Annotated in this window: 17 protein-coding genes, 1 pseudogene and 1 riboswitch; of the genes and pseudogenes, 14 read left to right on the top strand and 4 right to left on the bottom strand. The window is 42.8% G+C overall.

From position 1 onward, the window contains the following. Window positions 1-41 precede the first annotated feature (41 nt). A complete protein-coding gene (locus JCM15074_RS14135) occupies window positions 42-1,397 on the bottom strand; it encodes an alanine/glycine:cation symporter family protein (protein ID WP_025821785.1) in 1,356 nt (451 codons plus the stop codon). Between the two features lie 103 nt (window positions 1,398-1,500). Then, window positions 1,501-1,612, bottom strand: a riboswitch (glycine riboswitch). A 335-nt stretch (window positions 1,613-1,947) separates the two neighbouring features. On the opposite strand from JCM15074_RS14135, the gene JCM15074_RS14130 reads away from it, so the two are divergent. From JCM15074_RS14130 to JCM15074_RS14100, 7 genes and pseudogenes are all read left to right on the top strand, one after another. Further along, the gene (locus JCM15074_RS14130; RefSeq protein ID WP_025821784.1) at window positions 1,948-2,616 is read left to right on the top strand and encodes an ABC transporter ATP-binding protein; all 669 of its coding nucleotides are present in this window, start codon (window positions 1,948-1,950) and stop codon (window positions 2,614-2,616) included. Then, complete coding sequence (locus JCM15074_RS14125; protein ID WP_025821783.1) at window positions 2,609-5,101, top strand: ABC transporter permease; 2,493 nt, start codon at window positions 2,609-2,611, stop codon at window positions 5,099-5,101. The genes JCM15074_RS14130 and JCM15074_RS14125 overlap by 8 nt, the downstream gene beginning before the upstream one ends. Then, window positions 5,098-6,189, top strand: a complete 1,092-nt coding sequence (locus JCM15074_RS14120; protein ID WP_025821782.1) for a lipocalin-like domain-containing protein — start codon at window positions 5,098-5,100, stop codon at window positions 6,187-6,189. The genes JCM15074_RS14125 and JCM15074_RS14120 overlap by 4 nt, the downstream gene beginning before the upstream one ends. A gap of 126 nt (window positions 6,190-6,315) precedes the next feature. Then, window positions 6,316-6,561, top strand: coding sequence for a chaperone NapD (locus JCM15074_RS14115; protein ID WP_025821781.1), 246 nt, complete (start codon window positions 6,316-6,318; stop codon window positions 6,559-6,561). A 20-nt stretch (window positions 6,562-6,581) separates the two neighbouring features. Then, window positions 6,582-9,069: pseudogene (napA, locus tag JCM15074_RS22280) on the top strand (nitrate reductase catalytic subunit NapA). A gap of 65 nt (window positions 9,070-9,134) precedes the next feature. Then, window positions 9,135-9,566, top strand: coding sequence for a nitrate reductase cytochrome c-type subunit (locus JCM15074_RS14105; RefSeq protein WP_025821780.1), 432 nt, complete (start codon window positions 9,135-9,137; stop codon window positions 9,564-9,566). A 172-nt stretch (window positions 9,567-9,738) separates the two neighbouring features. After that, window positions 9,739-10,002: a DUF5062 family protein gene (locus JCM15074_RS14100; protein ID WP_025821779.1), complete on the top strand. Its 264-nt coding sequence runs from the start codon at window positions 9,739-9,741 to the stop codon at window positions 10,000-10,002. A gap of 190 nt (window positions 10,003-10,192) precedes the next feature. Here the strand turns inward: JCM15074_RS14100 and JCM15074_RS24380 are convergent, their stop codons facing one another. After that, window positions 10,193-10,336 carry a hypothetical protein gene (locus JCM15074_RS24380; RefSeq protein WP_159105298.1) on the bottom strand — a complete coding sequence of 48 codons (144 nt, stop codon included), beginning with the start codon at window positions 10,334-10,336 and terminating at the stop codon, window positions 10,193-10,195. Between the two features lie 96 nt (window positions 10,337-10,432). Between JCM15074_RS24380 and JCM15074_RS14090 the strand changes: the two genes are divergently transcribed. Beyond that, the gene (locus JCM15074_RS14090) at window positions 10,433-11,311 is read left to right on the top strand and encodes a LysR family transcriptional regulator (RefSeq protein WP_025821778.1); all 879 of its coding nucleotides are present in this window, start codon (window positions 10,433-10,435) and stop codon (window positions 11,309-11,311) included. Between the two features lie 224 nt (window positions 11,312-11,535). Continuing rightward, window positions 11,536-12,165 carry a tetratricopeptide repeat protein gene (locus JCM15074_RS14085; protein WP_025821777.1) on the top strand — a complete coding sequence of 210 codons (630 nt, stop codon included), beginning with the start codon at window positions 11,536-11,538 and terminating at the stop codon, window positions 12,163-12,165. A 129-nt stretch (window positions 12,166-12,294) separates the two neighbouring features. Here the strand turns inward: JCM15074_RS14085 and fusA are convergent, their stop codons facing one another. Then, window positions 12,295-14,385, bottom strand: coding sequence for an elongation factor G (gene fusA / locus JCM15074_RS14080; protein ID WP_025821776.1), 2,091 nt, complete (start codon window positions 14,383-14,385; stop codon window positions 12,295-12,297). 340 nt (window positions 14,386-14,725) lie between these two features. Further along, window positions 14,726-19,279: an ATP-binding protein gene (locus JCM15074_RS14075; RefSeq protein WP_025821775.1), complete on the bottom strand. Its 4,554-nt coding sequence runs from the start codon at window positions 19,277-19,279 to the stop codon at window positions 14,726-14,728. Between the two features lie 123 nt (window positions 19,280-19,402). On the opposite strand from JCM15074_RS14075, the gene JCM15074_RS14070 reads away from it, so the two are divergent. From JCM15074_RS14070 to JCM15074_RS14055, 5 genes are all read left to right on the top strand, one after another. Further along, complete coding sequence (locus JCM15074_RS14070) at window positions 19,403-20,314, top strand: LysR family transcriptional regulator (RefSeq protein ID WP_025821774.1); 912 nt, start codon at window positions 19,403-19,405, stop codon at window positions 20,312-20,314. Between the two features lie 98 nt (window positions 20,315-20,412). Beyond that, window positions 20,413-20,844 carry a PA0049 family protein gene (locus tag JCM15074_RS24970; RefSeq protein WP_051536908.1) on the top strand — a complete coding sequence of 144 codons (432 nt, stop codon included), beginning with the start codon at window positions 20,413-20,415 and terminating at the stop codon, window positions 20,842-20,844. Further along, the gene (locus JCM15074_RS23715) at window positions 20,841-21,578 is read left to right on the top strand and encodes a PA0049 C-terminal domain-containing protein (protein ID WP_051536907.1); all 738 of its coding nucleotides are present in this window, start codon (window positions 20,841-20,843) and stop codon (window positions 21,576-21,578) included. Before JCM15074_RS24970 ends, JCM15074_RS23715 begins: the two co-directional genes overlap by 4 nt. Before the next feature lie 22 nt (window positions 21,579-21,600). Next, the gene (locus JCM15074_RS14060) at window positions 21,601-22,107 is read left to right on the top strand and encodes a SprT family zinc-dependent metalloprotease (protein ID WP_234400239.1); all 507 of its coding nucleotides are present in this window, start codon (window positions 21,601-21,603) and stop codon (window positions 22,105-22,107) included. An 814-nt stretch (window positions 22,108-22,921) separates the two neighbouring features. Beyond that, window positions 22,922-23,650, top strand: a complete 729-nt coding sequence (locus JCM15074_RS14055; protein ID WP_051536909.1) for an endonuclease — start codon at window positions 22,922-22,924, stop codon at window positions 23,648-23,650. The last annotated feature ends 7 nt before the right edge of the window (window positions 23,651-23,657 follow it).

Below are 23,657 nucleotides of genomic sequence, written 5' to 3'. Positions count from 1 at the left end.
AAGAGCGCCCAAGGCGCTCTTTTTTTGTGTCTATAATAGTATTAAGCTTTCGCCGCTAAGTTGGCTAACTTATAACGAATAAAGTAATCAACGGTTTCACTCACAATCACTTTACGCAGACCAATAATGGCAATTAAGTTTGGAATCGCCATCAAACCGTTAACGGTATCAGCCAGTAACCAAATCAAATCTAACTTAATAAATGAACCAACTGCAATTAGACCAATAAAGATCCATTGGTAAGCCCCCTTAGCACGGCCACTTGTTAGGTAGTGCCAGCAACGCTCACCGTAGTAGTTCCAACCTAAAATAGTGGTAAATGCAAAGCATACTAGCGAGATGGTTACCACATATTGGCCAATCATCGCAGAGCTGCCCATAGAGAATGCCGCACTCGTCATCGCAGCACCCGCAGTATCACCATTCCATACGCCAGTGATGATTAATACTAAACCTGTCATAGTACAGATGATGATGGTATCAAAGAAGGTACCCGTCATATTCACTAGACCTTGCTCTACTGGCTCATTGGTTTTTGCTGCAGCGGCTGCAATTGGCGCACTACCTAAACCAGACTCATTAGAGAACACACCACGAGCAATACCAATTTGAATCGCTTGTGCAACGGTTGCCCCTAAGAAGCCACCAGCTGCAGAAACAGGCGTAAAGGCACTGTGGATCACAAGCTCAAAGGCTGGAATAATTTGATCCGTAAAGTGCGCTAAAATCCAAACACAGGCTAACACGTAAGCAATAGCCATGGTTGGCACGACTTTTTGTGCCACGCTAGCAATACGCTTAACTCCACCTAATGTTACCGCGGCAACTAATAAGGTTAATACTACCGCTGTCACCCAAGTTGGTACATGGAATGCGATAGTCATAGCATCACTAATGGCATTCACTTGCGCAAAAGTACCAATACCAAAGAAGGCGACACCAACACCAAATACAGCAAATATTTTAGCTAACCAAGAAAGTCCTAAGCCCTTTTCGATATAGTACATTGGGCCACCAGCAATGCGGCCTTCGTTATCAGTGGTACGATATTTTACCGCTAATAGACACTCAGCATATTTGGTCGCCATGCCAAATAACGCAGCAAGCCACATCCAAAAAAGTGCGCCCGGACCACCAATTTTAATTGCAGTAGCAACACCGACAATATTACCCGTACCAATAGTGGCCGACAGTGCGGTACATAGCGCTGCAAACGGACTTAAGTCACCTTTGCCGCCATCAGACTTAAACAATAAGCCCATCGCCATTGGTAATCTGACCATCTGGATCAGTTTTAAACGTAGGGTAAGATAGATACCAGTACCGACCAATAAGCATAAGGTTAAAGGGCCCCATACTACGGCATTAATATCGGCAATTATTTGGTGGAGTGTCATTTTATTCCTCGGTTATTAAACAACAATATTAATAAACGGAGGACGAGCAGAAAAACTGAATAGCAGATATTGCCCAAAAGACAATAGACAGCGAAAAGCAGCATTCCTCTCCTCTGTCCTTTTGCCTGAGCGTTTCGCGACTAGATATAGCTAGCAACTTTCGCCTTCGGCGCCGAAATACATAAAATGCTTTCGATCTCTCCAGAGGGTCGTCCAGTAACAGTCCACGCCCTAGGGCACCTGAAAGAGTGCTTTATCAATTAGTGATAATTAATAAAGTTGCCTCGTCGGTGTGGAGTTAATTCTCCACTCTCCTGCTACCTTCATCCGAACGGATTATCTGACGCTATTGCGCGCAGATAGGCGAAAGATTGTATCAAAATCATTTAGAACCAACGTGACATATGTCACGTTTTTAAATTTTAGATCAGTAAGACAACTTAATTTTTCAAAGACGCGCATCACATTTAATTAACACTCAGTGATAATATTTATCATAATGGATTTAAAAATTGGATGACCCAAGCTGGTTGATGAACAAGGAAGCACTATGTCTCAGTCAGTTGTAGAGCTAAAACAGATCAGCAAGAGTTTTACCGATGGTTTGCAATTGCATCAAGTGCTCGACCAAATTAGCCTCACCATTGAACAAGGTGAAACGGTTGCCCTTACAGGTCCAAGTGGCAGTGGCAAAAGCACCTTACTCAATTTAATTGGCGGTTTTGAGCATTATGATACTGGAGAGTTACGTCTTAATAATGTCGCCACCAGCTCATGGCAAGATCAACAGTGGAGTCAATATCGACGGAGCCAATTGGGCGTGATATTTCAGCAATTTAATTTACTGTCGCCATTAACAGTTGCCAATAATATTCAATTTCAATTATCACTCAATCAACACAAATGGAATGATTGGTGTGATTATCTCAGCGACAAACTAGGCTTAAAGGAACTGTTAAATCGACATATCGATACTCTTTCAGGCGGTCAACAACAACGTGTTGCCATTGCTCGTGCATTAGCACATAAACCCTCATTGATTTTAGCCGATGAGCCAACAGGCAACTTGGACTTTGAAGCAGGCCAAGAAGTCATGCAGTTGCTTTGTTCACTGGCCGCAGATGCCAATAGCAGTATTTTAATGGTAACTCACAGCGAAGAGTGCGCCAATTTTATGAGCCGCCGTTGGCATTTAAGACGAGGCCATATTCATGAATAGCCAACTCAATAGCAGCTTGGTCTGCTTACAGGTTTTTGGGCACCACTATCGCCGCGCGCCGCTACAAGCAGGAGCGATTTTAATTGGTATCATACTTGCTATTACCCTGCTTATTGGTGTCAGAGCCACCAATGAAAGTGCCATTGCCAGTTACCAAAATGCCACTGAATTACTGAGCCAGCGAGCGGATGTAAGGTTAAATCCTCCAGACAGCCAACGTTACTTTAATCAAGACTACTACTTTGCCCTGCGTCATGCAGGTTACAGTAATTTATTGCCCGTGATCCGTGGCAAAGTGTATGACAATAACAACCAGTCTTATCCTTTATATGGCAGTGATATTATTGCGGCACTGTCGCTCAACTCAGGCCAAGACAACTTTCAAGGTCAGCAGACCATCAGTAACCAAACCCTACCGATGGCTCGGCTACTGATGGCTGAGCCACTGCTTGTCACCAGTCAATCATTTGCAGATCAATTGGGATTACAAGATAACATCACCCTTAATGGCCAAACAATCGAACTGATGGTATTAGATGACAGATATGGCCTAGGCAATACCTTACTGGCAGATATCAGCTTTGCGCAGCAGTTACTTGATGCGCCAAAGCAGCTCAGCTATATCGCGATGTTTTACCCAGAGCAAGGGCTTAAACAAGCATTATTAGCCGCTGATTTGCTGCCCGCAGATCTTGTCTTTAGCGTACAAGATCAAGGCCAATCATTAATGGCGCTGACCAATAGCTTTCACCTCAACCTCAATGCCATGAGCATGCTCGCCTTTATTGTCGGCCTCTTTATCGCCTATAACGGCGTGCGTTACAGTTTAATGAAACGGCAAAAGCTATTAGTGCAACTACTGCAAAGTGGCATTAGTCGTCGTCATTTGATGCTAGCACTGTTTAGCGAATTAACCGTGATGGTGATTATTGGCGCTGTAATAGGCTTTGTATTGGGCCTGCAACTGAGTCAATGGTTACAGCCAATGATTGCTGTCACGATTGAAAGCCTCTATAACGCGCGTTTATTACCGGGAATTTGGCATTGGAGCTGGTTGCTGCAAGCCATCATACTGACCCTATTGGCCGCTGTACTGGCTAGTATTCCCCTGTACTTGAATCTTAGTCGTCAACCTCTAGCGCAAGGCGCCAGTCAACATAATCAATATCATACTGGTTATCGCTCAGCTAAGTATCAAGCCATGGCCGCGGTGGCTTTGCTATTCGTCAGTGGTCTACTGTTACCCTTTTCACAGCAATTTCAATTTAGTTTAATCCTAATGGCACTGGTGACCCTTGCTATTCCACTATTATTACCTTGGTCTTTACAGCGTATGAGCCAAGGCTTAACCCGGTTAAAACTCTCGGGTCTTAAAGGCTATATGTTGGCTGAAACCAAAGAGCTGATTGCGCCATTATCATTAGCTATGATGGCCATTTTATTAGCCTTATGTGCCAATATTGCCATGAATACACTTGTTGGCAGTTTTGATCATACCTTAAGGCAATGGCTTGATATCCGCTTACATACCGATGTTTATACCAATCCTGAACCCGCTAAAATCGAGGCAACTGAAACCTTCTTAAAACAGCATCCAAATGTCACTGCATTGCATTATCAATGGTTTAGCCAAGATAAATATCAAGGCTTACCTATTTCATTAGTGTCATTTGATGATGAGACCTTAATCGATACCAGCCCGCTAAAACAACATATCGATAATTTTTGGCCGCAATTTCTAGCCGGTTCAGTGGTAATGATCAGTGAACCGATGGCGATTAAACATAATCTGCAACCCGGCGATCAGCTTTATCTTACTGAGCACCAACCTGAGACCCCGTTAACCGTCGGTGCTATCTATTACGATTATGGTAATCCCAAAGGCCAAATTCAGTTTAATCAAAAAGCATGGTTAGCTCTTGGGTTACACCCTCAACCCAACGGTATTGGAGCCAGTTATCAAGGTGATGTATTGGAATTAGAGCAACAATTGCAACAACAGGTGGGATTGCTGCCAAGACAGATGTTCAATCAAACTTCTGTACGAGCTAAAGCCATTACCATCTTTAATCGCACATTCTCTATTACGGTCGCCCTTAATAGTTTGACGTTAATTGTCGCAGCAATTGGCCTATTTAGTGCTTGTTTAATGCTGACTCAGGCAAGACAAGCACCATTAGCGAGATTGACGGCTTTAGGTGTCAGTAAAATACAGTTACGGCTCATGCTGGTCGTGCAAATGCTCATCATCGTGCTATTTACCTGTTTAATTGCCCTACCGATGGGCAGTTTACTCAGTTATTTATTAATCAACAAAGTCACCTTACAAGCCTTTGGTTGGACTATCCCTATCTTGTGGGATTGGCAAGCGTATGGCCAAGCCATCGTGACCGCAGTCCTCACCAGCTTAATCGCGATCAGCCTACCATTATGGTGGCAAACCCGTAAGCCGACCATTCATAGCTTACAACAGGAGGTGCTATGAAGCCGTTTGTTTATACCGGTCTATTGATCACATTATGTGCTTGCCAGCCCGCAGCTGAATCAGAGTCTGAATCACGTTCAATGGGCAATCTACTGGGTGCGACAACAGCGCAATACGCAGAAGTATTACCTGAGAAGCAATTTAGCTTTCCAGCCGATCATCAAGCCCATAATGATTTCAGACAAGAGTGGTGGTATCTCACCGCCAACCTTATTGACGAGCAAGGCCAGCCGCTTGGCCTGCAATGGACCCAGTTTCGATTTGGCCTAACCCCAAATACAGAGGAATTACCACAGGATTGGCAAGCCAGCCAACTTTATATGGCGCACAGTGCCATTACCACAAAAGAGCAACATTGGGCCGAAGAGAAATGGAGCCGAGGCATACCGGAGCTCGCTGGCGTCAGCGCTAATCCCTTTGCTGTATTTATCGATAATTGGCGTTGGCAAGGCAGTACAAATAATCTATTCCCCGCTTCTTTATCAGTACAAGAGGATGACTTTAGCTACCAATTACAATTAAGCGCCAGCGCACCACTGCAATTACAAGGTCAGCAAGGCTATAGCGTTAAAAATGCAGCGGCAGATGTGGCCTCCTATTACTATAGTCAACCCTATATACAGATAACGGGTGAAGTCACCCTTGCCGGTATCACCAAAAAAGTGAGTGGCATGGGCTGGCTTGATCGAGAATGGAGTTCGCAATTCTTAACCGATAGTCAGCAAGGATGGGATTGGTTTGCCCTGCGCTTTAACAACCAAACGACTTTAATGCTATTCCAATTACGTGCCGATGAAGCCAGTGGCCAACCCCATTTTTACGCGGGTAATTTAATGCAACCAGATGGTTCGAATCAACCGCTTGCCAGCAGCGATATCCAGATGACGGCACAGGCATGGCAACAAACCTCTACCGCTAATTATCCAGTATCGTGGCGCTTAACTATCCCATCACAGCAGCTCGATATCACCATTAATGCGCTTAACCCCAATGCCAATATGCCGCTCAGTATCCCTTATTGGGAAGGACCAATTCAATTCAGCGGCAGTCATCAAGGTGACGGTTACATGGAGCTAACCGGTTATTAAGTGCAAATAATGCGCTAGCTCACAATTTCATATACCAATATTAGAAATACCTCCAAGGAGGTATTTCTAGTTTGTCTGCGCTTCCATAAATTAACCTTAATTAATATGTGGTTTAAAGAGATGTTTATGCAGCAGCAATATCATGTAATTAGCCTAGTCATCCATACGATACAACAGCAAACCCAACACATAATCCAGCAACTTACCCAACTCGCTGGATTAGAGCTGCATAGCCACGATCAAGATGGCAAGCTCATTGTCACCATTGAAGGTGAGCACTCCAACCATCTGCTTGACCACATTGAAACCATCAATCAATACCAAGGTGTGATATCTAGCAGCTTGATCTACCACCATGTTGAATCAATTTAATTGAATAAGTGAGAGTATCTATGTCAATAAGCCGTAGAGAGTTTATTAAAGCCAATGCAGCTGTGGCTGCGGCCGCAACAATTGGTGCTAGTTTACCGATCAAAATGGTACAAGCCGCTGACGCACCTAACAAAATCGTCTGGAACAAAACTCCATGCCGCTTCTGTGGCGTGGGTTGTAGCATCATGGTCGGTACTGAAGATGGTAAAGTCGTTGCCACTAAAGGCGACTTAGAAAGCCCTGTAAACCGTGGTTTATGCTGTATTAAAGGCTATTTCCTATCAAAGATCATGTACGGTAAAGACCGTCTTGAAACACCTTTGCTGCGTATGACCAATGGTCAATACGATAAAGAAGGTGAATTTACGCCAGTTTCGTGGGATACCGCTTTTGACATAATGGCACAAAAGTGGAAACACGCCCTTGCGACAAAAGGGCCCTCATCAGTCGGCATGTTCGGCTCGGGTCAATGGACGGTATGGGAAGCTACGCAGCATCAAAACTGCATAAAGCCGGTTTCCGTACCAACAATATCGACCCTAATGCCCGTCACTGTATGGCATCAGCTGTAGTCGGCTTTATGCGTACCTTTGGTATTGATGAACCTATGGGTTGTTATGATGACCTAGAAGCCGCTGACCACTTTGTATTGTGGGGCGCTAACATGGCTGAAATGCACCCGATTTTATGGTCACGTTTATCAAACCGTCGCTTAGGTAATCCGCATTGCCGCGTCCATGTCTTGTCTACCTTTGAAAACCGCAGCTTTGATTTAGCGGATAACCCAATGGTATTTAAGCCGCAGTCAGACCTAGTGATCTTAAACGCAATAGCAAACTACCTTATTGTTAATAATGCGGTTAATAAAGAGTTTGTGAATAAACACACCAAATTTGCCATGGGTGTTGATGATATTGGTTACGGTCTACGTCCTGATCACCCATTGGAAATGAAGCTAAAAACCCAGGTAATGGCAAATCACATGCGATTAGCTTTGCTGAATATGCTGAATTCTTAAAGCCATATACCCTAGAATACGCCAGCCAAATGAGTGGTGTGCCGGTCGCGAGATTACAAGAATTAGCAGAGGCATATGCCAATCCTAATATCAAAGTGATGAGCTTATGGACCATGGGTATTAACCAACATACTCGTGGCGTATGGGCCAACAACATGCTCTATAACCTGCATTTATTGACAGGTAAGATTTCCACACCAGGTAATAGCCCATTCTCACTAACAGGTCAGCCATCAGCTTGTGGTACAGCCCGTGAGGTCGGCACTTTTGCGCATCGTCTACCAGCAGACATGGTAGTGATGAATCCAAAGCACCGAGAAGTGACTGAAAAAATTTGGCAACTACCAGCAGGCACGATTCCACCAAAGCCGGGTTACCACGCTGTATTACAAAGCCGCATGCTAAAAGATGGCAAACTTAATTGTTATTGGACCATGTGTACTAACAATATGCAGGCAGGCCCAAATATCAATGATGAAATTTATCCGGGCTTCCGCAACCCGGAGAACTTTATTGTAGTATCGGATCCTTATCCAACCATCACTGCACTCACTGCGGACCTCATTTTACCAACAGCAATGTGGGTCGAAAAAGAAGGGTGTTATGGTAATGCCGAGCGCCGTACTCAGATGTGGCATCAGCAAATCAATGCGCCGGGTGAAGCAAAATCAGATCTATGGCAGCTGGTTGAATTCTCAAAACGCTTTAAGGTTAGCGAAGTTTGGCCTGCAGAATTAATTGCCAAAATGCCACAATATGCCGATAAGACTTTATATGAAGTGTTATTTGCCAATGGTGAAATTAATAAGTTCCCGAGCAGCGAATGCCAAGGCGCACTAAACCAAGAAGCTGAAGATTTTGGCTACTATATTCAAAAAGGTATTTTTGAAGAATATGCCCAATTTGGTCGCGGTAAAGCGCATGACTTAGCGCCATTTGATCAATACCACCAAAGCCGTGGTCTACGTTGGCCGGTGGTTGATGGAAAAGAGACTCGTTACCGTTTCGCCAAAGGTAGTGACCCTTATGTGACCTCAAATGAAGCGTTCCAATTCTATGGTAAACCAGATGGTAAAGCGGTCATTTTTGCCTTGCCTTATGAGCCAGCAGCAGAAGAGCCTAACCAAGAGTATGACCTATGGATGTCAACGGGTCGCGTACTTGAGCATTGGCACACTGCAACCATGACGGGTCGAGTTTCACAGCTACACCGCGCCTTCCCTGATGCACAAATCTTTATGCACCCACAAGATGCGAAAGACCGTGGTTTAAAACAAGGTGATGAAGTGATTGTCGCTTCGCCTCGTGGTGAAGTCAAAACCCGAGTGGAGACCAAAGGTCGTAATAAGCCGCCTCAAGGCGTGGTGTTTATGCCATTTTTTGATGCGAGCCAACTGGTCAACAAGCTGATCCTAGATGCCACAGATCCGTTATCTAAAGAGACGGATTTTAAAAAGTGTCCAGTAAAAGTATATAAGGTCACCGCTTAAGCGGTCATAAGATGGCTGCATCTATATGCAGCCCTATAACGGCAATGTCCGTAAAGGTAATCACTATGAAATTACAACTTATCGCCGCTGCAACACTGCTATTACTCACTGCATGTAGTGGTCAATCAAATCAGCAAACAGCTGCTAGCGTCAACTTAACCTCTTTAGCGGGTAATGTAGCTATTACTGAAACGGCGCCAGCCCCAGAAATGGCCTCATATCCAAAGCGTGGTGACAGTATTGCGCGCACATTTGCCGAGCAACCACCGTTAATTCCGCATAAAGCAGACTACGCTATTAATTTAAAAACTAATCGCTGCCTGACTTGCCATGCGCCAACAAAAGCGAAACGCATGAAAGCGACCAGTATTCCTACGTCGCATTTAGGTGATTTAAAGGGCGATATTAATGGCAAATACTACTCATGTACTCAATGTCATACACCGCAAGCAAGTAACACTCAAGCACATGTAGGCAACCTGACCGACAAAGAATAAATCTAATTATTTTGTCGTATTTGAGCTAACTAGTACTTAACTAGTTAGCTCAATGTGTTATGTTTAATACAACGATTAGTCGTAGTTTCAACGTCAATACCTGTTCCATCTACAACTGAATTAGTCATTGTTATTTAGGCTAATTCTCAGCATTGTTATAAGGATAGTGTCGATGAAAAAAATTAAACATGAAGCACAGTTATTCAAACTAGCACTAGAGATTGGCGAAGGATATGCCATGAAACGAGGTTATAAAACCTTTCCGCAGGGATTATCCAATCGCGATAAAATCGAATGTATTTACCGCCTCTTAATCAACGATAAACTGATCACACCGCTACCAGAAGATAAAGAAGATGGCCCCAATATGAAGCACAGACTGATTATTTGGATTACCCGTCAATTACCTGAAAATCACGAATTGCTACAAGACTAACCCGCCACTAATTTCACGTTGGAGCTGAATATTTTCGGCTTCAACACGTCACTTTCTCGCCGTAAATTTCAAGCAAAAAAAAACCTAAACCGGGGAGGCTCAGGGCATAATAGAGGCAAAAAATTCCTCAATCCAATTACTCGCAATGTCTTTCAGTTCTAATAAAATCAAAACCAAAAGGTATTAGCCGTTACGCTAACTTGGTATCCTCAGATACAGATTCGGGGATAGCACTCAGCTGAGGCTCAGCTGCTTGAGGTTCCTCTGTTTCTTGACTAGAGGCAGCAGCTGTTTGCCATAGACATCCAACCCATAGACCTTGACTAGCATTCATCAGAAAAATCTCTTCACTAATTCGATGCAGCTACTATAAATATGCTACAGTTATTAGTAAAATGAATTAATCAAATATAGTCTATTCCATTTTAGAATGAATATTCCCATCAGAACATTACAGTGCTTTCTTACCCTAATTGAAGTAGGAAATTTCACTCGCGCGGCAGAACGCATGTATTTAACCCAACCGACGCTCACTAAAATGATCCAACGGTTAGAGGAAAATCTTGAACAACAGCTGCTGATCCGTAACAACCAAAAGGTTGAACTGACCCAAGCGGGTATCGTGTTCAAACATAGAGCGCAACAAATTGTAGGTCAATGGCATCGACTGCAAGAGGACATGAGCAATCTTAATGGCCTTAAAACAGGCACGTTAAGATTGGGGGTATGCCCAATGATGAGCAGTTTGATTATCGATCTGTTAACTGAGTTTATCCGTACCTATCCGGGTATTGAACTGCAAATGCATGAATATGGTGGCTTTGGTTGTGAGCAGGCACTGCTTAACGACACCCTAGATATCGCCTTTACAGCACTACCACTCACTCACTCAGATCAATTAGCCGCACTACCATTATTGCGTTACCCGCTCATGGTTTGTTTACCTAACGATCATCCACTCAGTAGCCAACATAGCTTGCATTGGACAGATTTAGCGCCCTACCCTTATATCAACTACAACGAAGACTTCTCGCTAGCGAAGCTTATTCGTAATGTCAGCACCAAATCAGGGGTATCACTCAATATTGCGTTTCGTAGTGGCCAATGGGATTTTCTTGCTGCCATGGTTGAGGCACATATGGGCATTGCTATTTTGCCAGAGCCCATCTGTAATAAGATTGGCTCCAATAAATTAGTCTATATTCCAATGACACCTGAAATCACTTGGGACTTAGCGATGATTTGGCGTAAGAACTTACCGCTCACCCCCGCGGCTCAGGCATTACTGTCATTAGCAAAAGTGAAGTAGTCGAGTCAAAATTGACGTAAGAGCAAGCTCGCATATTTGAACAAAAGTTAGCAAAAAATGCGAGCTGCTTCCCAGTTACACCACATGGTGTCCCCCCATTTAGCCAAATTATTTGTATGCTTGCGACACTTCGCAGTAACCGTTTTTACTGCATTTAGCCAAGCTGCTGATAAATCACTTTTCAAGCATCTTGGATGCCCTACAACTTAATTTGGTAGATCATAATGTTAAAAAAATTTGCGCCACTGATGCTGTTGCCGCTACTGAGTTTTGGTTTACACGCTATGGAAGCGAAACCAACAACAAATGCCACCCTTAACGTTGACGAAGCACAACTAAAAGAGATCCGTATCCAAAGCCAGTTAGGGATCCCGGGCGCGCAATTTGACCTGGCAAACTATTATGAGCTACAAGGCTCTGACAACGATTTAAAGCAAGCAATTGAGCTTTATGAACTGGCAGCTAACCAAGGCTTAAAAGAAGCCCAAAATGCGATTGGTTTGATGTACGACGAAGGCAAAGGCGTTACTGAAGATGATGCTAAAGCCATTGAGTGGTATCAAAAGTCTGCCGACCAAGGTCATGCTGAAGCACAATTTAACCTCGCAAATATGTATGCAGCGGGTACAGGTGTTGAACAGGACTTTAAAAAGGCATTAAGTCTATTTGAACAATCTGCAGCAACTAATACACAAGCTTACTATGTTGTCGGCGTATTCTACTTCAATGGTTATGGTGTCGATGTCAATAAAGAAACGGCTCGCACATGGTTCCAAAAAGCAGCTGACAACGGTGATAAGCAAGGTATGAAGGCGTTACGTACGCACTATTTTAAGCAAATGAAAATGCACTAATAACATCTTGCATTCACTGCATATAAAAAGCGGCTTAGGCCGCTTTTTTGTTGTCAATTATTTGCTCAATATCAAATAACAAAAAACCCGCCAATTAGCGGGTTTTTTTAGTAACAAGTTACTTAACTATTACTTCTTAGAAGCAGCTTCACGAGCTTTAACGTCAGCAATAACAGTTTCAGCAACGCTGTTAGGACATGGGTTGTAGTGTGAGAACTCCATAGAGAACTGACCACGACCAGATGTCATAGTACGTAAGTGACCGATGTAACCGAACATTTCTGATAACGGTACGTCTGCCTTAATACGAACACCAGTAACACCAGCGTTTTGATCTTTGATCATACCGCGACGACGGTTAAGGTCACCAATTACGTCACCAACGTTGTCATCTGGGCTGAATACGTCAACATTCATGATAGGCTCAAGAAGTTGTGCACCGGCTTTAGGCATAGATTGACGGAAAGCGCCTTTAGCAGCGATTTCGAACGCGATAGCTGATGAGTCAACTGCGTGGAAGCCACCGTCAGTTAGCTCTAGCTCAACGTCTAACACAGGGAAACCAGCAACGGTACCAGTGTTCATCATTGATGCGAAGCCTTTCTCAACTGCTGGCCAGAATTCCTTAGGAACGTTACCACCAACAACTGAAGACTTGAATGTGAAGCCAGAGTTTTGCTCGCCTGGACGGATCACATAATCGATCTTACCGTACTGACCAGAACCACCAGACTGCTTCTTATGAGTGTAGCTATCTTCGATTTCACGAGTGATAGTTTCACGGTATGCAACTTGAGGCTCACCAACAACTAGGTCAACGCCGTAAGTACGCTTAAGAATGTCTACCTTAATGTCTAGGTGTAATTCACCCATACCTTTAAGAATAGTTTCGCCTGAATCGATGTCAGTCTCAACGCGGAATGATGGATCTTCTGCAACCATCTTACCAATTGCGATACCCATCTTCTCGCTACCGCCCTTATCTTTAGGCGTAACAGAGATAGAGATAACTGGCTCAGGGAATACCATCGCTTCTAGTGTACAAGGGTGCTTAGGATCACATAGAGTGTGACCAGTTTGCACGTTCTTCATACCTACGATAGCGATAATGTCACCAGCTTGTGCTGATTCAAGTTCGTTACGTTCGTCAGCTTGCATCTCAACCATACGGCCAACACGCTCAGTCTTACCAGTGAACGAGTTAAGAATGGTATCACCCTTCTTAATACGGCCAGAGTAGATACGTACGAATGTTAATGCACCGAAACGGTCATCCATGATCTTGAATGCTAATGCTTTTAGTGGAGCATCAGGATCAACGATTGCGAATTCACCGTTTTCGTTACCTTCTTCGTCAGTTAACGGCTGTGGGTCAACTTCAGTAGGAGATGGTAAGTAATCAACAACAGCATCTAATAGTAACTGCATACCTTTGTTCTTGAATGCAGAACCACAGTATGTAGGGAAGAATTCCATTGTACGAGTACCAGCACGGATACAACGCTTGATGTCTTCCATAGCTGGCTCTTCACCACCTAAGTATGCTTCCATTAGATCGTCGTCTTGCTCAACAGCAGACTCGATTAGCATTTCACGGTATTCTTCAACTAAGTCAACCATGTCAGCTGGAACATCTTCAATAACGAAGTTTTCTGGAATACCAGAATCATCCCAAATGTGAGCTTTACGAGTTAGTAGATCTACAACACCGCAGAACTCATCTTCGATACCGATAGGTAGAACCATAACTAGTGGATTAGCAGCTAGAACGTCTTTAGTTTGCTTAACAACACGTAAGAAGTCAGCACCCATACGGTCTAACTTGTTTACGAAGATGATACGTGAAACTTCAGATTCGTTAGCATAACGCCAGTTAGTTTCTGATTGAGGCTCAACACCACCAGAACCACAGAATACACCGATACCGCCATCAAGCACTTTAAGAGAACGATATACTTCAACTGTGAAGTCAACGTGGCCCGGTGTGTCGATAACGTTAAAGCGGTAACCTTTCCAGAAACAGCTTACTGCTGCAGACTGAATAGTAATACCACGCTCAGCTTCCTGTTCCATGAAGTCAGTAGTAGATTCACCATCATGTACTTCACCGATCTTATGGATTTTACCGGTGAGCTTAAGGATACGCTCTGTGGTCGTGGTTTTACCCGCGTCAACGTGAGCGAAGATACCAATGTTTCTGTATTTGGATAATTCGGTCATGATTCAACTTTTTTGATTAGTTAAGAAAGTAGACGGAGTATGCCATAAAATTTGGCAGACCACACATCAGATTTAGGCGCATATTGTAATGGGGAACCTGCTCCGCTGCAAACAACCTGTGCAACTTTTCACAATAAGAATGCAGAACAATCGATAATTTAATGAAAGTGTGAGGTTTTTGTCAGTTTTGCTGTGCATTTTTTATACTCAAAAAGTTTTTGCTATCACTTTTTGGGCTAAAAAAGGTATTTTTTATCAGCAATAGCCGCTAACAAATTGTTAAAAACAAAATACCCGTCACAGAGGACGGGTATTTATCAATGCACTTTATGACTAATTTTTATGCTTCAACAGGTGAAACCACAAACATTAAATCACCTTGAGATATTTGCTGACCATTACCATTTAGAATTCGTTCAATACGATACTTCTGATTGGTTGGATATAATTCAGCACCTTGACGGTTAAAGCTTGATAATGAAATCTGAGAGAACATCTTCATCGCTTCAGTTAATGCAAGCGTTTGTTCAACATCAACAATATCACCTTCTTTAACGAAGTCAGCTTCACCTGGTGCTGGTGAGGTATAGAAAATACCAGCACCTTGTGCCAACACTTTAAGTTCGTTACTTTCGCCAACACGTAGCGACTCAGTATCAACCTTAACAGTATCAGCAGCGGCTTCCATCTCAGCAATAAGCTCAGGAATATCCAATTCAGCCATTAAACGTGGTAGATAGTTAGTATCGTACACACCTTCATTAAAGGTACCATCTTTTAAGATACGCTTTAATAACGGGATATTAGTTGCGATACCACGAATAACTACAGTGTTTAAGTACTCAAGTAACTTAGCAACCACATCTTCACGGCTTTCACCGCGACAAATAATTTGCGCGATTAAACTGTCATAATAAGGTGATACTTCTTTACCTTCTGCCGCAATTGAGATGATTTCAATATCATCACGCTCTGGCATTACACATTCAGTAATCATGCCCGGATTAGGTAGTAGCTGTAATACGCCATGGCTATCTAATGCCGCTTTTTCAGCTGTCACACGCACTTCAATTGCATAGCCAGTGTCTTGCGGCTCTAGATCTTCAATTGAACGACCAGCAGCAATATCATACTGAGCAGAAACAATATCAATACCAGAAGTCGCTTCAGTTACAGGGTGCTCAACTTGAAGACGTGTATTCATCTCCATAAAGTACACTTCATTCGCATCTAGGTTATAGATGAACTCAACTGTACCCGCGCCCATATAATCGGTGGCATGACCTAAAGCGCGAGTGTATTCGAACACTTTTTGCTTCAATTCATCAGACAGCATGGTTGAACCAGACTCTTCAACCACTTTCTGGTTATTACGTTGTACTGAACAGTCACGCATACCCAATACTTTAGCATTACCAAATTGGTCGCGTAGTAACTGTACTTCGATATGACGCAATGAAGTCACATACTTTTCAAGGTATAAGTCACCGTTACCAAATGCAGCAGCGGCTTCAGTAGAGGTTCTTTGGAAATGACCAATCATATCCTGTGGACGTTCTACAACTTGAATACCTTTACCACCACCACCTTGTACTGCTTTAAGCAATACTGGGTAACCAATTTCATTGGCTACGTTTACCGCTTGTTCAGCATTAGTCAAAATACCATGTGAACCCGGAACTACAGGGACATTTTGCGCTTGCGATGTTTTAATCGCATTCGACTTATTACCCATAGTAGTCATGCTGTTCACGCTTGGACCAACAAAGTTAACGCCATTATTTACACATAATGCCGCAAACTGTGGGCTTTCAGATAAGAAACCAATACCTGGGTGCAGCGCATCAACATTCTCATACTCAGCCACTTTCAATACTGAATAAGCATTTAGATAACTTTCATCTGAGGTGTTACCCCCTAAACAAACCAGTTTATCTTTGCCTTTTAGCATATCTGCAGGCACTGAAGTCATATCAGGATCTGATGCCACTAACACAACATTAATGTCGTTATCATGCGCTTTACGGATCAATTTAACCGCAGTACAACCACGAGCATGAATTAACACTTTATCAATTGGCTTCATCAATGCACGCGGATCATTTTGCACAATCTCATCATCAGCAACTTCAGCTTCAATCACTAATGACGATACGGCATTAGCAATCACATGCTCAATATCTTGATGTGGCATAGGCATTAATGGATCGATACCCGCTAATTGATCATCAAGTGTTTCGCTGAATGGATTACGCACTAACGCGTTCATCGCACCCGGTACTTTTGATAAGTAGTTAGACAGCGTCGCAGTTGATGGCAAGTACGCAGGTACCACCATTTGGCCTGCAAACGGCATATTAGTACCCGATAGGTAATAAGTTTGCACTAATGGGTGAGTCACAAAACTTGCCTGTGCGCCACCAGTACAGTCACCATAACCGAACATCAATACAGGCAGTTCGTTATCACGCACAAAACGAGTGATACGGTCGTTAACGACAGCCATAGAAAATAGCGCAGCTGCACCTTCTTTAGTCTGCATACCACCAGAACTAATAAAACAGATAACAGGTAAACGACGCTTAGCACATTCAATTAATAGCGCAGATAACTTTTCAGCACTGGCCATATCAAATGCACCTGCTTGGAATGCCGTATTTGATACTGCCACACCAACACGCATCTGTTTGCCATCATGATCAAAGTCAGCAAGGCCGGTAATCAAACCACAAGGGCGAATACCTTTATCAAGCGCATCTTCAATTGATAAGCGGAAACCAGGGAAATTAAGTGAGTTAGCAGACATCTTATCCGCATTTAACTCATCAAACTGGGTGAAGTACTCAGCAATCACATTCTGCCAAGTCATCTTGCCAGTCGCTTTTTCGTCACGCAGTACTTTTTGAATCAATAAATCTTGATAACCCATGGTCAAGCGATTCCAGAAGTCTTTACGACGACCGATACGCACAGGGTTAATCGCACCAGTATACTTAGCAGTATCTTGCTCACTGTCAAAATACTCAGGTAATAGGCGCTCAAAGAAGTAAGTTAAGATCACAAATAAACTGTCGTTTAATTGTGGGAAACCAACACTCTTCCACTGCTCAGTACGAGTCAGTAGTTCAGCGCGGTTTGATTGATCCATAAAGTATTTTAGCCACTTATAGAACTTGCTCTTATCGTTAGCCACATCTTGAGTTGATAGTGCACGGTCAATTGAATTGTGCAGCATATTATCAACAGAGTGACGCGATAGGCTCTTAGAAAGCATCGCTTCCTTAGCAATAGACGCTAAGTTACCCACTACGCCATCATACAATGAATCAAAAATTAAAATGTTGTAGCATTGCCAAATAAAGTCTTCACGTAATTCATCATGAACAATCACATCAAGTACTGTTAATTGGTTTAGCTCAGGCCAATCCACTTGAGTCACTTCTGATGGAAGGCTCTCAAGATAGTGAATTAACGCTTTAAAGTTGTTAGCCGCATTGCTCTTCCAGCGATGATACAAAGACCAACCAATGTTGAACATTAACGCCTTGCGCGCTTTTTTATAGTTCTCTTTTGGCTCACCTAAAATCAAACGAGTTAGCATGTTACGTTCAGTCGAGATGTCATCACGCTTTGAGGTAAAGTTACCCCATAGCTTATTTAACTCTTCGTCATAAACTAGTTTGTCAGGGTTAGATAACCATGACTGGAATACTTTCTGCTGCTCTTTCGCAATACGCGCTTTTAAGTCACCTTCAGGCACGCTCACCTTAGACAAACGACCATACTGCTCTTGGCTGATTGAATGAATACGGCTACGTAGCGTTAAGTAACGTAAATAACGGTAGCTTGAACCAAATAGGTTAAGGTGCATGGTTGGGTTGTCAGCAACCGCAAGCTCACCATTTAACTCTAACTGCTCAATGCTTTTAGATGGGTTAAGGAAACGATCTAAACTGCGGTCATAGTGTTGACGCAAGTCATCTGATTCACGCACAAAATTAACTGCAGCGCGTTCAACCGCTTCAATACTGCTAATAATCGCACGACGTAAATTATGCTGACGCTCATCACGATCTGATGGTGAAAAATCGATAATACCGTCAATACAGCCTGTGTGATATAGCTCTTCTGGCGCCACACCCACACTCTTCGCACATTCTTGCCAAGACAAGTTGTACTTACGCGCAATGCTTTGCAAACCCTGTGGCTGAATGGTATTGAAGATACCGTCACGGAGTGAAAGCAAAATGTTTGCCGCAGCTAATGGAATTGCACCACCTGAATAACCTGCGCCAATAACGATACCGACAGTCGGTACGTCAACGTTAGCACTTTCAGCAATCGCTTTAGAGATTGAGTGTGCTTGGTTATGGCTGTTAGCTAATTCACCCGCATCTGCGCCCGGTGTGTCAATAAGATACACAATTGGCATCGACATCTGCGCAAACTTACGAATCGCATTACAACATGCAATGTGATGTTCTGGCATCCATGCGCCATTCGCGGTAGAACGTTCTTGAGCAATAAAGCCAATACGACGTACGCCAGTGTCGAAATGTAATTCAACTTCGGCACTATAAAATGACCCTGTATGGGTTTCGCAAATAATCTTGCCTTTTAAATCGGCAATAATGCGTTTTGCACCCGGGCGATTCTTATCTAATGTCGGCTGGATCACCTTGGCAACATAACCATCCACGTCCAACTCAGATAAGGCTTTTAAATTCGCCTGAATTGCATCATCATCTAACAGACCATTAATTTCATCTGATAGGCTCTGTTTACTATGCTTTGGAAACAGAGAAAAATCCTTTGCCAAATGTTCCGCTTTTAAGAATAGCGGGTCTGGACTTAAAACTTGAGTCATTGATTCGGGCTGTTTGGTGCTGGTCATCTAAAATTCCCTCTGCTTAAGCCTCTGTAAATTTTTAGCCAATAAATATAACTTTGTTATCCGATCAAATACCATTAAACTGCCATAGACGCTTTGTTCCATATTTGAGACAGTGGGAAATAAATGCCCGATTTAAACGGTATGATACTGTTCGCCGCAGTAGTTAACGCTAAAGGATTTTCAAATGCTGCCAGAGAAACTGGTTTGCCGAAATCAACCATTAGTCGGAAAGTTGCTCAATTAGAAGAACAACTTGGCGTCAGGCTACTGCACCGCGACACAAGGAATCTGAGTCTAACCCAGATTGGCGCATTATTCTATCAACATTGTTGTGCAATAAAAGACGAAGTTGAAGCGGCTAAGGCAACAATTGAAAGCACCCATAGTGATGTTTCAGGTACACTTCGAGTGGCTATACCAGTTTCCTTTAATCAGGAATTAATCGCCAATTTGTGCAGTGGTTTTTTACGCCTCTATCCTAATATTGAACTCGATGTGCAGTTTACGGATAACGATGTTGGCCTAGTTGGTGAAGGATATGACATCGCAATTAAGTATGGTCCACTGCAATCATCTGAATTAGTTGCGCGTTTATTATTCGAAAGACAGCCTATATTAGTCGCCAGTCCCAACTATTTAAAGAATAATGGTACACCTGCGACCCCGCAAGAATTAGCGACACATAAAGGTATTTTACTGGGAACTTCTCGTTCAGCGCCTATTTGGCCCGTTGGTCGTGGTAGTAACAAAACCATGGTCAGTTTTAAGCGAAAAGTCCGAGTCAATAGTGCCGTTATGGTGAAGCAACTTGCCGTTGATGATTACGGCATTGCCATGTTATCTCATTCTGTCTGTAAAGCTGAACTGGCCGATGGCCGTTTAGTGCCGTTGTTACCGGAATGGCCAATGGAAGCCTTTAAAGTTTACGGCGTCTATTCAAGCAGGCGTCAACTTGCAACCAATATTAGTGTCTTTTTAGATTACTTTACGAAACGTTTTAGCACCCAAGAATCACTGCAATCGCTGATGATGTAAGATGACTCATTCACACTAATACCAAAACGGTAATCTATTGCTGCTGTCTAAAAAATCCCCCATACTGAGTCCTATATCGATTTTCAGGGAGAGAAAGCGTGTCTATTTACCGCAACCTAATTGTAGCAGGTGCCTTATTACCTTTAATGAGCGCCGCTTCATCGCTTGATATAGAAGAAAGACGAGTGGCTAAAGCGACTCAAAAGCTACCTGATATCAGTCAACGCTACCAACCCATTGTGACTGACTTTATCAAGCATACCCCAAGTTATGACAGCATTAGTGATCGGCAAGCTATCGCCACGGGTAATCAACTATGGCAACGTGCTATCAATGATGTGCAGCAACAACAATTAGATGACCGCCCACTATATTGGTCTCGCTTACAATTACGCGCCTATTTAAAAGAGTTAGATATCGTCAATCATCCTGAACATAACAAGGGCCCTCGTGCGATTGATATTCTTGAAAATACAGCCGCGGCTTTGGTGATATTAACTATCAAGCAGACAATTACAATGTACTGGTGACTGGATTTGATCCGTTCTTTTTAGACCGCAACATCGGCCAAAGTAATCCCTCAGGCGTGGTGGCGTTAGCGCTTGATAACCTTGAGTTTGAACAAGGTAATATCAATGTTCATATTGAAACGGTCCTAATCCCGGTGCGTTTCAGTGATTTTGACCAAGGGTTAATTGAAAAGATTGTCGATGCCTACGTGGCAACAGATAAAATCGATATGTTAATCACGGTCAGTATGGGCAGAGAACAATTTGATTTAGAACGCTTCCCCGCGCTTAATCGCAGTGCAAAAGCACCTGATAATCAAAATTTCTATACTGGTGCCAGCAAGCAAAATCCACAGCCCCCAAAACTCAATGGCAAACCGCTAGAAGGGGCTCAATTTGTTGAATTTAGCTTACCCGCAAAGGCAATGATGCAAGTTAAGGGTCCTTGGCAGATTAATGATAATCATCAAGTTGCCACCGTATCAGATACAGATATTAGCCCTACGACATTAAGTGAGCTTGATGGTAAAGTTTCGGTTGCAGGCTCAGGTGGTGGTTATTTATCTAACGAAATATCTTACCGTAGTATTCGTGCCATGCAGCTAGCTAATAAGTCGATTCCTATCGGCCATATACATACGCCTAAAATAAACGAGTATAATGCTGAGCAAATGGCACAATTAGTCGAGCAAACTAAGCAGATGATCTTAGCCGCTATTCGCGCTGATAATCAGCATGCCAGCAATCCACAATAAAGAGTTCAATAATAAGAGTTTCATGTCACCAGTTAATCACCAGCAAGAGACCGCTGTGCAACAATTTATGCAGCGGTTAGAGCAGCTCTATCAACATGCAGAAAAGCAGCTTAAACGTTCATTCCCTCGGCCAGAAGTGAATTTCAAATTACGCGGTAGGAGTGCGGGAACCGCGCATTTACAAACCAACAAACTTAGATTTAATGCGGTGCTCTTTAGTGAAAACAAGCAAGCATTTATTGATGAAGTACTGCCACATGAGATTTGTCATCTACTTTGCTATCAGCTTTATGGTCGAGTCAGACCTCATGGTAAAGAGTGGCAACAGTTAATGCTTAAGCTATTTAATGTTGTGCCTAAAACAACCCATAATTTTGATGTGGTCTCAGTCCAAGCACAAAGCTTTAACTACCAATGCCATTGTGGCATCGTGCCATTATCAATTCGGCGTCATAATAAAATTGTACGCGGACAAACCCAATATCGTTGTCGCCGCTGTGGTGAGAGATTAATGGCAACCACTAGTTAATTAAGCGACTTCAAGCGGGGTATGAAATTGAAGTCGTACTTATTTATACCAATGGTTGCCAATTAAATTTTATATTCCAACAATGAAATGATTGTTATTGAGTGGCCATTCATTCTGAATACACCATTATTACCATACCTAACAATTCTGCCAGTACCCATTGGTATGATTATCCACCAACAATGAATAATAGATGTAATTTACAACTAATACAAAAATAAGTAAGAGAAACTTATTACTATCATCCGTAACAATAATAAGTTTCCAATAAAACAACTTCGCCTATGACCAATATAAGGCGGTATTGCAGATTATATTATTTATTAAAGTGGCAAAAATATGGTCAGATCATTAATAATCGAATCCATAATATGACTCACTTAGTAAACAACAAAAAAAGGCCGTTACATTATTTTCTGCACACTTTGCTATATCTACTCTGGGATAACCGCAACTTTATCTTTGAAAGAAACCAGCGCTTACTATGAATTATTAATTATTAGTGTAAGCATACAGCGAGCAGACGGCTCTTATTATAACCAAACTACCTAAAGCACCAGTTTGAGGGAGCTGAGACGCATTCAAGTAGCTTGGGTATATGCTGGATATAATACTAAGATTTAGCCTGCAAAATACCGTAATGATGCCAGCAATTATCGAAATTCTGCCGTTTGACCTCATCAATGCCTCTCTTGCACTGATTTACTTTCATTAAACCCTTTTATACCATGAGCACCATAACTGACAGACCTCAGGTCTGCATTGAACAACTTTAGGGATTGCTTTGAAAAAATTACTACTGCCTGTGGCTGCGATGCTATTCGGGTCTTTTTTGATGCCTCAATATAGTGTGGCGAAAGATACTACACCTGCTCACCCCACCAGCTTTAGCCAAGCTAAACGCATTGCAAGTAAGCTTTATACTGAACATGACTTACCCGCAGTGACCTTCTATTGTGGTTGTGATATCGATATTAGTCACAAGAAATGGAAACCAGAATTAAGCAGTTGTGGCTATCAAGTTAGAAAGCAACAAAAACGAGCCAATCGCATTGAGTGGGAACATATTGTGCCAGCTTGGGCCTTTGGTCATCAGCTACAATGTTGGCAAGAAGGCGGCCGTAAAAACTGTAAACGTAACAGTGCCCCTTTTAAAAAGATGGAATCCGATCTACACAACCTAGTACCATCCATTGGAGAAGTAAACGGCGATAGAAATAACTTCCGTTTTAGCCAATGGAATGCCACGCCAACGCAATACGGTCAATGCACTATGGTGATCGACTTTAAAGACAAAAAAGCACAGCCACCCATTAATGCGCGCGGCCAAATCGCACGTACTTACCTTTATATGCACCAACAATATAAGTTGCGCATGTCGAGTCAACAGCAAAAATTGATGCAAGCATGGGATAAAACCTACCCTGTCAGCGCAATTGAGTGTAAACGTGACCAGTTAATTGCTAATATTCAGGGTAATCACAATCCGTTTGTACAAAGTCAATGTATCAAACGCAACCACAACTCAAGCTCTGCAAATTAAGGTCACA

Source organism: Shewanella marina JCM 15074, assembly GCF_000614975.1.
GTDB classification, from domain to species: Bacteria; Pseudomonadota; Gammaproteobacteria; order Enterobacterales; family Shewanellaceae; genus Shewanella; species Shewanella marina.
This window is presented reverse-complemented; position numbering and strand designations above follow the sequence as displayed.

What these genes read in the sequence shown, in the direction of transcription:
- JCM15074_RS14135 (WP_025821785.1), bottom strand. Translation starts at nt 1,397, where the DNA reads ATGACACTCCACCAAATAATTGCCGATATTAATGCCGTAGTATGGGGC.
- JCM15074_RS14130 (WP_025821784.1), top strand. Translation starts at nt 1,948, where the DNA reads ATGTCTCAGTCAGTTGTAGAGCTAAAACAGATCAGCAAGAGTTTTACC.
- JCM15074_RS14125 (WP_025821783.1), top strand. Translation starts at nt 2,609, where the DNA reads ATGAATAGCCAACTCAATAGCAGCTTGGTCTGCTTACAGGTTTTTGGG.
- JCM15074_RS14120 (WP_025821782.1), top strand. Translation starts at nt 5,098, where the DNA reads ATGAAGCCGTTTGTTTATACCGGTCTATTGATCACATTATGTGCTTGC.
- JCM15074_RS14115 (WP_025821781.1), top strand. Translation starts at nt 6,316, where the DNA reads ATGCAGCAGCAATATCATGTAATTAGCCTAGTCATCCATACGATACAA.
- JCM15074_RS14105 (WP_025821780.1), top strand. Translation starts at nt 9,135, where the DNA reads ATGAAATTACAACTTATCGCCGCTGCAACACTGCTATTACTCACTGCA.
- JCM15074_RS14100 (WP_025821779.1), top strand. Translation starts at nt 9,739, where the DNA reads ATGAAAAAAATTAAACATGAAGCACAGTTATTCAAACTAGCACTAGAG.
- JCM15074_RS24380 (WP_159105298.1), bottom strand. Translation starts at nt 10,336, where the DNA reads ATGAATGCTAGTCAAGGTCTATGGGTTGGATGTCTATGGCAAACAGCT.
- JCM15074_RS14090 (WP_025821778.1), top strand. Translation starts at nt 10,433, where the DNA reads ATGAATATTCCCATCAGAACATTACAGTGCTTTCTTACCCTAATTGAA.
- JCM15074_RS14085 (WP_025821777.1), top strand. Translation starts at nt 11,536, where the DNA reads ATGTTAAAAAAATTTGCGCCACTGATGCTGTTGCCGCTACTGAGTTTT.
- fusA (WP_025821776.1), bottom strand. Translation starts at nt 14,385, where the DNA reads ATGACCGAATTATCCAAATACAGAAACATTGGTATCTTCGCTCACGTT.
- JCM15074_RS14075 (WP_025821775.1), bottom strand. Translation starts at nt 19,279, where the DNA reads ATGACCAGCACCAAACAGCCCGAATCAATGACTCAAGTTTTAAGTCCA.
- JCM15074_RS14070 (WP_025821774.1), top strand. Translation starts at nt 19,403, where the DNA reads ATGCCCGATTTAAACGGTATGATACTGTTCGCCGCAGTAGTTAACGCT.
- JCM15074_RS14060 (WP_234400239.1), top strand. Translation starts at nt 21,601, where the DNA reads ATGTCACCAGTTAATCACCAGCAAGAGACCGCTGTGCAACAATTTATG.
- JCM15074_RS14055 (WP_051536909.1), top strand. Translation starts at nt 22,922, where the DNA reads ATGCTATTCGGGTCTTTTTTGATGCCTCAATATAGTGTGGCGAAAGAT.